Here is a 12,830-nt window from a genome sequence, read left to right as displayed (position 1 = left end):
GAACCTGGAGAGAACGATGACGCGGCCCAGCCGCGAAAGGTGGGGTGGACATGGTCTCGGTGACCGGCGCGGTCGGCACGGTGGTCGAATCGGCTCAGGACGCGTTCGGCGCGTTCAAGGTCCTGCGGCGGTCTGGTCTGGTGGATCCGACACGTCCCAAGGAACTGCTGACCACGGTCAAGCGTGCCAAGATCATCGGCCCGTGCGCGGCGGCGGTGGCCCACGGTGCCGACGAGTATCCCGAGGCCGGAGCGGTCGCCGACGAACACGGCGAGCTCACCTTCGGTGAACTGAACGCACACGCCGACGCGCTCGCGAACCACCTGCTGTCGTCGGGGATCAAGCCGGGAGCGGTGATCGGTGTCATCGCACGGGACCATCGCGGCCTGCTGACCACCATGAGCGCCGCGGGCAAGGCAGGATTCCGTCTTGCCATGATGAACACCGGTTTCGGCAAGACCCAGTTCGCCGAGGTGGCAGAGCGCGAGAAGATCGTCGCGATGCTCTACGACGAGGAGTTCACCGACCTCGCCGACACCCTGCCCGCCGACACCCTGCGCATCGTCACCTGGATCGACGGCAACCGACCGATCGGTGACGGCGTCCGAACCCTCGACGACATCGTCGAGAGCGGCGACACGTCCACTCCCCCCGAGCCTGCCGAATGGGGCGGACTGGTCATCCTGACCAGCGGCACGACCGGTCTCCCCAAGGGCGCCCAGCGATCGAAGATGTCGCCGTTTGCCAGTGCCCTTCTCCTGGACCGCATCCCGTTGCCGCAGCGCAGTTCCATGGTGATCGTGTCGCCGATCTTCCACTCGACCGGGTTCGCGCTGTGGGGTGTGGGCACCGCACTGGGCAACAAGACCGTGGTGATGCGCCGGTTCGATGCCGAGAAGACGCTCGCTGCCATCGCCGAGCACAAGGCGGAGGTACTGGTGGCGGTCCCGACCATGCTGCACCGCATGGTCGCCCTCGGACCCGATGTCATCGGCAAGTACGACGTGTCGTCGCTGAAGATCATCGTGCTCGCGGGTTCTGCACTCTCGCCGACCCTGTCAGAGGCGGTGCAGGACACCTTCGGTGACGTGCTCTACAACCTCTACGGCTCGACCGAGGTGGCCATCGCCACAGTCGCCCAGCCGAAAGAACTGCGGCTGGCGCCCGGAACGGTGGGCCGCGCGCCGGTCACCAGCCGACTCGCGCTCTTCGACGACGAGGGCAAGCGGATCTCCGGAACCAATGTGCGCGGCAGGCTGTTCGTACGCAACGGCGCCCCGTTCGAGGGGTACACCGACGGGCGCAACAAAGAGATCATCGACGGGTACATGTCCACCGGCGACATGGCCCGGTTCGACGAGCACGGCCTACTCCACATCGACGGCCGCGACGACGACATGATCGTCTCCGGCGGTGAGAACGTGTACCCGCTCGAGGTCGAGAACCTCCTCGGCCGCCACCCCGACATCGACGATGTCGCCGTCATCGGGGTCGACGACGACGAGTACGGAAAACGTCTGCGCGCCTTCATCATCGCCGCACCTGGTGCGAACCCGACACCGGAGGACATCAAGGCGCACGTCAAGGCCCATCTGGCCCGGTACAAGGTGCCGAGGGACGTCGTCTTCGTCGACGAACTCCCGCGGAACCCCACCGGCAAGCTGGTGCGCAGGCACCTGCCGACCGGGCCGCTCTGACCCTTCGAGTCCCGAAGCGCACTCAGCCGGCGTCGGCGTTGAGCTCGCGCACGACGAGATGCAGTGCGGCCGTGGTGGTCAGCGACCGAACCCGTTCGCGATCGCCGGGGAACTTCCGGGTGACCGTCACCGTGGGGCGGCCGGATATCGCGATGCCGAAGCACACCGTCCCGACCGGCTTGGCCTCGGTGCCACCGCCCGGCCCGGCCACCCCGGTTGTCGACACCGCGACATCCGTGCCGAATCGTTCGAGCGCACCCTCGGCCATCGCCGCGGCCACCTCGACGCTGACCGCCCCGTGCGTCTCGATGAGCGTTGCCGGCACGCCGAGAAGGTCCGTCTTCGCGTCGTTGGAGTACGAGACCACACCGCCGGCGACGTAGGCCGACGATCCCGGACGATCGGTGAGGCGCGCGGCGACGAGACCGCCGGTGCAACTCTCGGCCGTCGCGATGAACCGACCGCCGAGAGCGGCCACGAGATGGTCGTCGATGGTCGACTCGTCAAACGAGAAGATCTGTCGCCCATGGTGTTCGGTCAACAACTCGCGCAGCGCGTCGTAGGCCGGTGCGTCGGCGACCGCGAACCTGGTGACCATGTCTAGTTCGCCCCGGCGCAGGCAGGTGGTGATCTCGAGTCTGTCGAACGCCGGCACGGAGGTCTCCGCCGTGCGCAACGTCTCGGCGAGTTCCGCCTCCAGCAGACCGTAGGCGCGGATGGTCTCCTGCCGCAGTTCGTCGGCGCGGGACAGCACGTCGGCGACCGCTGCGGTGGCGATGGCGGTGGGCCACATCGCCTGGAGCTCGCTGGGCGGGCCGGGCAGGATGACGATGGTCGGCACCCCCGCGGACGCCGGGATCACGACACCCGGCGCGGTACCGGTGGGTGGCACCGCAGCGGCCCCGACCGGTACGAGGGCCTGCTTGCGGATCCCCGCCCTCGTCGGACCCGAGTCAACGTCGAATGCGACCCCGCGCCAGCGCTGGATGATCGCGGCGATGTGCTCCTCGAGTCCGGGATCGAGGAGCAGCTCGCGGCCGCAGAATGCGGCGACGGTGGCGACGGTCAGGTCATCGGCGGTGGGACCGAGACCGCCGCTGGTGACGATCAGGTCGACGTCCTGGTCGGCGAGGAAGCGGAGTTGTGCCGTGAGGTCGGCGGGCCGGTCCCCGCAGATCGTGATGTGGGCGACGTCCACCCCGAGGGCGAGGAGCTCCTCGGACACCCACGGTCCGTTCTGATCGGCGATCCTGCCGGTCAGTACCTCGGTTCCGGTGACCACGATGCCTGCGCGCACACTCACGGAACCGAGACTAGTGGCCACCGACGCAGAACGCGCCCACCGGAGCGGAGGGCGCGTTCGACGGGTTCGGTGACGACCGGTTCGGTGACACCGGGGTCAGGAGCTCAGGCCTTCTCGGCCTTGGCCTTCTCCTGTGCGGACGACCGCGCGGGGTTGGCCTGGTCGTCGGCCTTCGGATCCGACTCGTCCTGCTTCTCGGTCACGCCGGACTTGATCCGGGCCCCGATGTCGGGGTCGACGCGGTGCCAGTACTCGAAAGCGCGCTGCAGGACCGGCTCGGAGACCCCGTTGAGCAGATGGCCGACCACGTTGTCGACGAACCGTTCGCGCTGCTCGTCGTCGAACACCTCGCGGACCATCGTCCCGGCCTGACCCCAGTCGTCGTCCTCGGGATGGTCGACGTAGGCACTGCGGAGGATCTCGCCGTTCGCCGCCCACTGGGGTTCGCCCTGACCGGGATAGAGAGCCGACGGACCACCCTTCGAGTTGGGGGCGTATACGGGGTCGGGAACGTTGTGGATGCGCATCGCGCCGTCCTTGGAATACGAGTGGACCTCGTTGCGCGGAGCGTTCACCGGGATCTGCTTGTAATTGCCGCCGATCCGGTGGCGGTGGGCGTCGGCGTAGGAGAACACGCGCGCCAGCAACATCCGGTCGGGACTGAAACCGATACCCGGCACGACGTTGTTGGGCTCGAAGGCCGCCTGCTCGATCTGTGTGTGGTGATCGACCGGGTTGGTGTGCAGGGTCATCTTGCCGACCTCGATCAGCGGGTAGTCGCCATGCGGCCACACCTTGGTCAGGTCGAACGGATTGAACCGGTAACTCACCGCGTCGTCGAACGGCATGAGCTGCACCTTGAGCGTCCAGCTCGGATGGTTGCCCGCCGCGATGTTCTCGAAGAGGTCGCGCGTGTGGAAATCGGTGTCCGCCGAAGCCATCTGGTCGGCCTCGTGCTGCGTGAGGCTCTCGACACCCTGGTCGGACTTGAAGTGGTACTTCACCCAGTGCTTCACGCCCTCGGCGTTGACCCACAGGTAGGTGTGGGAGCTGTAACCGTTCATGTGCCGCCAGGTCTTCGGGATACCCCGGTCACCCATCAGCCAGGTGACCTGATGCGCCGACTCCGGCGAGAGCGTCCAGAAGTCCCACTGCATGTCGTGGTCGCGAAGGTTGTTGTCCTGACGCCGCTTCTGCGAACGGATGAAGTGCTGGAACTTCATCGGATCCTTGACGAAGAAGACCGGCGTGTTGTTGCCGACCATGTCGTAGATGCCTTCGGACGTATAGAACTTGAGTGCGAAACCGCGTGGGTCGCGCCAGGTGTCGGGGCTGCCGCGCTCGCCTGCCACGGTCGAGAAGCGCGCCACCATCTCGGTTTTCACGCCCGGCTGGAACAGGGCGGCACTGGTGTATGCCGAGATGTCCTCGGTAGTCTCGAAAGTGCCGAACGCGCCACTGCCCTTGGCATGTGGCTGACGCTCGGGAATGCGCTCACGGTTGAACTGCGCCATCTGCTCGATCAGGTAGTGATCGTGCAGGACGATCGGTCCTCCGGCGCCCACGGTCAAGGAGTGCTCGTCACTCCCCGCCGGTGCACCCGAATCACGAGTGGTGAACAGAGAATCGTCGGACATATCGCCTCCGAGAGGTCGTCGTATCCGTGCATGAGGAAGTAGACCCGAGGGCTGCAGGTCCACTTCGACGATCCTACGCCGACGGTCCTACGCCGACGGTCCTACGACGACGGTCCTATGACGATGGGGCCTCCGGAACGTCGATCCCGAATTCCCGCAAGACGGCATCGGTGTGCTGTCCGAGCGAGGGGACCGGACCCATCGCCGGCTCGACGTCGTCGAAAGTCCATGGCGGCAGCACGGCTTTGACCGGGCCGACCTCGGTGTCCACCTCGCGCCACCGGTCCCGCTCGCTCAGCTGGGGATGCGCGACAACGCCTTCGAGATCACGGACCTCGGCGGCCGGGACGCCTGCCGCAGCGAGCCGGAGGTCGAGCTCCGCGGTCGTGAATCGCTTGGTCTCGGTACCGACGAGGTCGTCGACCTCCGCCCGCCTGGAGACGCGGTCGATGTTTGTTCGGTATCGAGGGTCGTCGGCGAGGTCCGGACGCTCCAGGACAACTCGGGCGAGAGCGTCCCAGCCGCGATCGTTCTGGACGCCGATCAGGATCGTTCCGTCCTGGGTGGGGTACTTGTCGTAGGGCACGATCGCGGCGTGGCCGAGCCCGGCGCGCGCGATCTGCCGCCCGCCGTAGAGCCGCATGTACATGGGGTGGCCCATCCATTCGACCGTGGCGTCGAACATCGACACCGAGACCCGCGCGCCGACCCCGATGGTGGCACGCCGGATCAGCGCCGACAGCACGGAGGTGAGCGCGTACATCCCCGCGGCGATGTCCGACGTCGGAATCCCGGTCTTGGACATCTCATCGGGTGTACCCGTGACCGAGATCAGTCCCGCCTCGGCCTGGACGAGCATGTCGTAGGCCTTGCGGTCGCGGAAGGGACCGGCGTCGCCGTACCCCGACATGTCGACCACGATGAGTTCGGGGTGGTCGGCGCGCAGATCCTCGGCGGCCAGGCCGAGCCGGGCGGCGGCGCCGGGAGCGAGGTTCTGCAGGAACACATCGGCTCCCGCGATCAGTGTCGTGATCGCGTTGCGGCCGGAATCGGTCTTGAGGTCGAGGGCCACCGACTCCTTGCCCCGGTTGAGCCACACGAAATGGGTTCCCACCCCGCCTCGGACCGCGGCATCGTAATGGCGTGCGAAGTCGCCGTCGCCGACCCGCTCCACCTTGATGACCCGGGCACCGAGATCGGCCAGGTGACGTGTGGCGAGGGGAGCGGCCACGGCCTGCTCGAGAGCGACGACGGTGATGCCTTCGAGCGGCAGCGGGCCCTGGTCCGGATTCACCGGCCCAGGATCACCCGTTGTGTCGCTTCTCGTCAACGCGGTGTGCGGGTGTCTTCCGCGTCGCTGGTCGCCTCGCCGAGCCGGTGCAGGAGCTCGGTGAGCTTCCGGATGTCATCGGGGTCCCACTGCGCCAGCCGTGCCCGCCACTCGGTGATCGCCGACGCGAGCACGGCCCCGATGCGCTCGCGACCGTGATCGGTGAGGATCACGACCCGCGCTCGTGCGTCTTCCGGGTCCGGGTGTCGCTCGGCCAACCCCAGCCGGACGATCGCGTCGATCTGTCGGGTGACCGTGGACTTCTCCATGCCGACGGCGGTGACGAGATCGGACATCGGCATGGAGTCGTACCGGGCCAGCACGGCGATGAGGGGATAGCACGACGGATCCAGACGCGAGTCGATGGCGCGCGCACGCAGTCGGGTGCGGACGCGCCCGCGCCGCCAGAAGTCGGTGAGCTCGGCCTCTAGTCCGCTGATCGGGTCGACCTCGAAGGCGTCATCCGGCGTCGCGCTGATGTCCGAACCCATGCGATCGCGGGTCCTCTCGTGTGATGGCAGACCGAGTCACCTCGGCGGGTTGCCGGTCAGATTACCCAGTTCGTGTGGGGTAGGTGACGTTGGATAACCCGATGCATGTGGTGCACGATCGAGAAGTGACCACCACACAGCGCACCACGCCGAACGCCTGGGAGTACGTCAAGTACGCCTACTGGGCGCGCCTGCCCAAGTCGATGCTGGACTGGGTGACCAACGACCTCGCCGGGCCTGGCGCGTCGGTGCGCATGGTGGTCCGGTGGGCGGTGCCCTGCATCATCGTGCTGATCCCGATGCTCTTCGTCCCCGCCGACTGGGGTGTGCGGATCACGATGACGATGCCGATCCTGCTGGCGTATCTCTTCTTCTCGATCGCGCTGAACCGCGTCTACCGGAGACACCGGCTGGTCCAGCACGGCCTGAATCCGGAACTGGTCAACAAGCTGGAGCGGGAGAAGAACGCCGACCTCTACGACGAGTACCACCGTAAGTACCGAGGCGAGCGCCGTCAGCCCGGCAACTTCGGCTAGAGCGCGGACCGACCGGTCAGTACAGGTAGTCCTCGCCGCTCGCGCGCACCGTCACGTCGGAAAGGCTTATCCCCCAGGGCTGATCGATGACATGGACGACGGCCCGGGCGAGATCCTCGGGCGTGATGAGCCAGTACTTCACCGAATCGACGTCGGTCAGCTCGGCCGGCAGAGTGCCCTGCATCAACTCGGTGATGTGCTCGCGGTACGACGCCGCCCGCTGACCGACGATCCCGCGGATGGCCCGGTCGTTGACGATCCAGCTGGCGAGATTGGTTCCGGCGACACCGGTGGGTTTGACGGTGGTCACCTTGATCTTGCCCTTGGCCTCGATGCGCAGTGAGTCCGACAGCATGGTGACCGCCGCCTTGGTGGCGCTGTATACGCCCGAACCCTCGAAGCCGCCGTTGCCATAGATCGACGCGATGTTGACGACCTGTCCGCGGCCCTGGGCGATCATCTGGTCGTAGACCGCCGAGATCCCGTTCACGACACCCTTGATGTTGATGTCGATCGCCTTGTGCCACTTCTCCCACGCCCGTTCGTGATCGGCGAAGAAGGCAAGGGGCATGACCCCGGCATTGTTCACGATCACGTCGATCGCACCGAACCGTTCCACGGCCAGGGTGGCCGCTGCTCTCATCTGACCCATGTCGGTGACATCGGCGACGTGGGCGACAGCTGAGCCGCCGGAGTCCGCGATGCCGTCGACGACGCGAGCGAGCCCCTCGGCGTCGATGTCCACACCCACCACGTGCGCGCCTGCGGCGGCGCACATCTCGGCGATCAGCTTGCCGAAACCACCACCGGCCCCGGTGATGATGATGGTCTTGCCCTGCAGATGATCAGACATGTAGCTCCCCGGCCGCCGAATTGGTCGCGTCATCGTAGCAACGCGTGCGACAGACCGGCTGACAGCGCGAATTCGTCGGTCGCACACCGCGGTGCGGCTTTCTGCACACCGAGCCCACGCCCGTGCCCACGCCTCGCGCCGTCGGTGCCGCAAGGTCTCGAGTCCTGTTCCCGCCACAGATTCAGTCACATGACTGAGGGCCTGTCAAGCGGTGCGCATCGGTGACCCAGGTCATTCCAGGTCAACGGTGTTGCCCTTGACACATCCGTCCCGATGCCGAATGCTGCTGAGGCGACAGCGTCCAACGCCTCGCCACTCGTCTCCTGCTCGCGACCTGTTCCCGGCCGCACCACCACCGGCATGTCCGCCACCGGCGTGTTGAACTCCGGCATGGCCGGCTCCACCCTGCCCGACTGCCGGCATGACCGAACGCCGAGAACAACTCTCGCGTCGACGACAAGGAGATCCATGACCGGGGCGTTCCAGACGAGACGTACATTCCTCAAGACGGCGGGGGCGGTGACCGCCGCAGGTGCGGCCGCCGTGGCCGGAAACTCCTCCGTCGCATCGGCTTCACCTCGCCGACGCGTACGCCGGACCCGCGAGGAACATCGGGTGGTGATCGTCGGCTCGGGATTCGGCGGCGGCGTCGCCGCACTCCGTCTCGCGCAGGCCGGTGTGCCAGTGCTGCTGCTCGAGCGTGGCCGACGATGGCCGACAGGGCCGAACTCGGAGACCTTCCCCCGCGCCTCGAGCCCTGACAAGCGGATGCTCTGGCACGAGTCGACCCCGAACCTGTTCGGGAAGCCGTTGAGCGTCGAACCCTATGTGGGACTGTTCGAATCGGTCGCCGGAGTGAACATGACCGCGCTGTGCCCGGCGGGCCTCGGTGGCGGGTCGCTGGTCTATCAGGGGATGACCCTGCAGCCGAGCGAGGCGGTGTTCGCCGAGCACTTCCCGAACGCGCTCGACTGGCAGATGATGAACCGGGTGCACTATCCACGGGTGGCTCGCATGCTGGGTGCGTCGGTGGCTCCGGACTCCGTGGTGCGGTCACCGCAGTATCTGGCACCCCGGCAATTCGCGAAACAGGTTCGCGCCGAGGGTCTTCCGTTACAGAAGATCCCGATGCCCATCGACTGGCGATATGCCGAGGCCGAACTGCGGGGCGAGATGAAACCCGCGTACACCAACGGCGACGGTGCCATCGGCGTCAACAACGGCGGCAAACACAGCGTCGACGTCACCTATATCCGCGAGGCCGAGGCGACCGGGCGGGTGCAAGTACGTACGCTGCACACCGTGCGTCGGGTCGGCCGTCGTCCCGACGGCAAGTGGGCGCTCGAGGTGGAACGCACCGACGAGTTCGGAAATGTGCTGGAGCACAAGGAATTGATCACGCCGACGGTCTTTCTGGCCGCGGGCAGCGTGAACACCACCAAGCTGTTGGTGAAGGCGCAGGCAACCGGAAGCATCGGGGATCTTCCCGACGGGCTCGGGCATGGCTGGGGAACCAACGCCGACCGGATCTACACCTGGACCAGCCCGAGCATCGACTTCGGTGCGGTACAGGGCGGCCCGGTGGTGTTCGGCAGCCCCAACTGGAGCGACCCGAAGAGCGCGTTCACGATCATCCAGGCCTCGCTGCCGCCGCTGCCCGCCTACATCGGCACGACGATGATGGTCGGTTTCGGTGTCAGCTCGGGACGCGGGGTGATCACCTACGACTCCGCTGTCGGTGACGCGGTGATCCGGTGGCCGCACGAAGGTGACTCGGAGATCCAGACCAAACACATCGACCGCACCGTCCGTCGAATCGCCGGTCCGGACGCGATACTCACCGACACCAACGCGGTGTTCCCGTCGACCTGGCACGCGCTCGGTGGCGCCAACATGGGCACGGTGTGCGACCTCGAAGGGCGGGTGAAGGGGCAGCGTGGCCTCTATGTCGTCGACGGCGCCCTCATGCCGGGCAACACCGCGGCGTGCAATCCGTCCATGACCATCGCCGCGGTCGCCGAGCGGGCACTCGACCGCATCGTGGCCGACGATGTGGGCGTGGTGATCTGAGCGGGCTCGGGATCAGCCGGACTGCTCCGACGTCACCGGCGCGAGCCACATGCCTGCGAGGGCGTCGACGACGAGATCGCACTGGTGTTGCCACGACGTGGCCGGGCCGCCGCCTGATTCGGCGGCGCGCTCGATGTCGGCGAGCGCGTTGACGATCAGGTGGCGGGTCATGTTGTTGCGGACCTCGAGCACATCGTCGGGAAACTCCGGCAGGCTGGCGTAGAAGCGGTCGAGGATCTGGGTGAGAACGGTGGAGCCGGCCAATTGCTCGTACAGCAGAGCGGTGGCCGCCGGATCGCTGGACACCTGGGCGAAGAACCGCGCGAAGTAGGTGGGGGCGCCGAGCTGGGCGAGATACTCGATCTCCGGGCCGACGAGGCACCGAAGCCAGTCGCGCACGCCGGGTTCGGGTCCCACGGCCTGCATGCATTTCGCACGCAACCGTTCGATGGGGACGTTGTGGGTGGTGAGGGTGGCGCGGACGAGGTCGTCCTTGGACCCGAAGTGGTGGCCGACCGCGTAGTTGTTGCCCTGGCCTGCGGCCTTGCTCACCTGTCGGTTCGACACCGCCGACACGCCGTGGAGGGCCATCAGCCGTTCGGCCGTGCTGATCAGCAGTTGACGCGTCCGGGCAGACTGCTCCGTCTTCCCCTCGCTCATGGATCGATGATGCCCTAACGTCTGCGACTCGCGGTGTGGGATCGGGGGCCGTCACCCGTCGGCGAGCATGGAGAGTCCGACATTACCGGCAAGGTGCGAAGTGTCGGCCGCTACGACGCGCGAGCCGACCACCGGCTACACAGCAAGTTGGTGCGCACCGGGGTACCCGGACCTAAGGTGAATCGACGATGACCGAGTGATCGCATCGACCGATGGGGGCGGTCGGCGGTCACGACTGTGTGAGGGGACTCGATGGCGACTGCGCCCACGGCCACCGCGAGCTTGCGGGAACTGACGCTGCGAGGGATTCTCCTCGGTGGTGTCATCACCCTGGTGTTCACCGCCGCGAACGTCTATCTCGGCCTCAAGGTCGGGCTGACGTTCGCCACGGCGATCCCCGCGGCAGTGATCTCGATGAGCATCCTCCGGTATTTCGCCAACCACTCGGTGGTGGAGAACAACATCGTCCAGACGATCGCGTCGGCGGCCGGGACGCTGTCGGCGATCATCTTCGTCATCCCCGGCCTGGTGATCGTCGGGTGGTGGACGGGCTTCCCGTACTGGATCACGGTGGCCGTGTGCGCGATCGGCGGAGTCCTGGGCGTCATGTACTCCATCCCGCTGCGTCGTGCGTTGGTCACCGGATCCGACCTCCCTTACCCCGAAGGCGTTGCGGCAGCGGAGGTCCTGAAAGTCGGCGATTCGTCCGGCGGTGCCGCCGAGAACAAGGCCGGGCTCCGCACCATCGTCATCGGCTCGGTCGGGTCGGCCGTCTTCGCGCTGCTCACCAAACTGAAGGTGCTCAGCGACTCGATCTCGACGACGATCAAGATCGGTACCGGCGGAACGCTGTTCAGTGCCGGGTTGTCGATGTCGCTGATCGGCATCGGGCATCTCGTCGGGGTGACCGTCGGCATCGCGATGCTCGTCGGGGTGGTGATCTCCTACGTCGTACTGCTCCCCATCGAGACCCAGAACCGGACGGGCGGAGAGGACTTCGCTGATGCGGTCAGTTCGATCTTCGCCAACGACGTACGGCTCATCGGTGCCGGCGCGATCGCCATCGCCGCCATCTGGACCCTCATCAAGGTCGTCGGTCCGATCGTGCGGGGCATCAGAGCAGCCATGGTCTCGACGCGATCCCGTCGTGACGGGGTCACCGTCGACATCACCGAGCGGGACATGCCGATCAACATCGTCGGCGGAAGCATCCTCGTTCTGCTGATCCCGATCGGTCTCCTGCTGTGGGACTTCGTCCACGACACGGTCCTGGAGGGAAGTGCCACCGGGATCATCGCGGTCAGCATCGCCTTCGTGTTCGTCATCGGGTTGGCCGTCGCGGCGGTGTGCGGATACATGGCTGGACTCATCGGGTCGTCAAACAGCCCGATCTCCGGCGTCGGCATCCTGGTGGTCCTCATCGCCGCGCTGCTGGTCAAGCTGACCTTCGGACCCGCGGACGCCTCGCAGACCGACGCGCTGATCGCCTACACACTGTTCACCGCCGCGGTCGTGTTCGGTGTGGCCACCATCTCCAACGACAACCTGCAGGACCTCAAGACCGGCCAGCTCGTCGGGGCGACACCGTGGAAACAGCAGGTGGCCTTGATCATCGGCGTGCTCTTCGGGTCCGCGATCATCCCGCCGATCCTGCAGCTGATGTACGACGCCTTCGGATTCGTCGGCGCCCCGGGAGCGACCGAAGACGCCCTCGCGGCACCGCAGGCCGGCCTGCTGACGACCCTCGCCCAAGGGGTGCTGGGGGCCGATCTCGACTGGGGTCTCATCGGAATCGGCGCGCTGATCGGCGCCGCCGTCATCGTGATCGACGAACTCCTCGGCCGCGCAGGGCGATTCCGATTGCCGCCGCTGGCCGTAGGCATGGGCATGTACCTGCCGATGTCGGTCGTCCTGATCATCCCGATCGGGGCCTTCATCGGTCACTACTACAACCGGTGGGCCGAACGCAGCGGCGGCGCAGTGGAACACAAGAAGCGGATGGGCGTCCTGTTGGCCACCGGTCTCATCGTCGGCGAAGCCCTGTTCGGAGTGGTCTTCGCCGGGATCGTGGCAGCAACCGGCGACGACTCGGCGCTGGCGATCGTGGGCGACGGGTTCGAGCGATGGGCCCAGATCCTCGGCGTCATCGTCTTCGCCGCGACCATCGTCTTCCTCTACGACCGGGTCCGCAAGATCGCCACGGCGAGCGGCAGCGTGCCGGAGACGACACCCGGGACCCGGAAGGAGTGACTC

At 66.7% G+C, this 12,830-nt stretch carries 10 protein-coding genes; 4 read left to right on the top strand and 6 right to left on the bottom strand.

The annotated features are described in order from the left end of the window. Positions 1-50: 50 nt before the first annotated feature. Complete coding sequence (locus ACSUZC_RS22780) at positions 51-1,697, top strand: acyl-CoA synthetase (protein ID WP_439030710.1); 1,647 nt, start codon at positions 51-53, stop codon at positions 1,695-1,697. A gap of 22 nt (positions 1,698-1,719) precedes the next feature. On the opposite strand, the gene ACSUZC_RS22775 is transcribed toward ACSUZC_RS22780, so the two are convergent. From ACSUZC_RS22775 to ACSUZC_RS22760, 4 genes are all read right to left on the bottom strand, one after another. Further along, on the bottom strand, positions 1,720-3,000 hold the full coding sequence (locus ACSUZC_RS22775; RefSeq protein ID WP_439030709.1) for a competence/damage-inducible protein A: 1,281 nt from the start codon (positions 2,998-3,000) through the stop codon (positions 1,720-1,722). A 104-nt stretch (positions 3,001-3,104) separates the two neighbouring features. Continuing rightward, the gene (locus ACSUZC_RS22770; RefSeq protein ID WP_439030708.1) at positions 3,105-4,637 is read right to left on the bottom strand and encodes a catalase; all 1,533 of its coding nucleotides are present in this window, start codon (positions 4,635-4,637) and stop codon (positions 3,105-3,107) included. Positions 4,638-4,752: 115 nt separating this feature from the next. After that, positions 4,753-5,931: a CaiB/BaiF CoA transferase family protein gene (locus tag ACSUZC_RS22765; protein ID WP_439030707.1), complete on the bottom strand. Its 1,179-nt coding sequence runs from the start codon at positions 5,929-5,931 to the stop codon at positions 4,753-4,755. Between the two features lie 32 nt (positions 5,932-5,963). Further along, positions 5,964-6,458, bottom strand: a complete 495-nt coding sequence (locus tag ACSUZC_RS22760; RefSeq protein WP_439030706.1) for a MarR family winged helix-turn-helix transcriptional regulator — start codon at positions 6,456-6,458, stop codon at positions 5,964-5,966. A gap of 101 nt (positions 6,459-6,559) precedes the next feature. Here ACSUZC_RS22760 and ACSUZC_RS22755 point away from each other — a divergent pair, with 101 nt between their 5' ends. After that, entirely contained in the window at positions 6,560-6,994 is a 435-nt protein-coding gene (locus ACSUZC_RS22755; protein ID WP_439033206.1) for a DUF5313 domain-containing protein, read from the top strand. A gap of 16 nt (positions 6,995-7,010) precedes the next feature. On the opposite strand, the gene ACSUZC_RS22750 is transcribed toward ACSUZC_RS22755, so the two are convergent. Beyond that, positions 7,011-7,847, bottom strand: a complete 837-nt coding sequence (locus ACSUZC_RS22750) for an SDR family oxidoreductase (RefSeq protein WP_439030705.1) — start codon at positions 7,845-7,847, stop codon at positions 7,011-7,013. A 468-nt stretch (positions 7,848-8,315) separates the two neighbouring features. Here ACSUZC_RS22750 and ACSUZC_RS22745 point away from each other — a divergent pair, with 468 nt between their 5' ends. After that, entirely contained in the window at positions 8,316-9,917 is a 1,602-nt protein-coding gene (locus ACSUZC_RS22745; protein WP_439030704.1) for a GMC oxidoreductase, read from the top strand. A gap of 12 nt (positions 9,918-9,929) precedes the next feature. Here ACSUZC_RS22745 and ACSUZC_RS22740 read toward each other — a convergent pair whose 3' ends face one another. Beyond that, positions 9,930-10,577 (bottom strand): TetR/AcrR family transcriptional regulator, encoded by a 648-nt coding sequence (locus ACSUZC_RS22740; RefSeq protein WP_439030703.1) that lies wholly within the window; start codon positions 10,575-10,577, stop codon positions 9,930-9,932. 252 nt (positions 10,578-10,829) lie between these two features. On the opposite strand from ACSUZC_RS22740, the gene ACSUZC_RS22735 reads away from it, so the two are divergent. Next, complete coding sequence (locus tag ACSUZC_RS22735; RefSeq protein WP_439030702.1) at positions 10,830-12,827, top strand: OPT family oligopeptide transporter; 1,998 nt, start codon at positions 10,830-10,832, stop codon at positions 12,825-12,827. The last annotated feature ends 3 nt before the right edge of the window (positions 12,828-12,830 follow it).

The sequence above is a fragment of the Gordonia terrae genome, assembly GCF_051789125.1.
Classification (GTDB): Bacteria; Actinomycetota; Actinomycetes; order Mycobacteriales; family Mycobacteriaceae; genus Gordonia; species Gordonia terrae_A.
The sequence above is the reverse complement of the archived record's forward strand: the minus strand, read 5'-3'. Positions and strand labels throughout refer to the sequence as shown.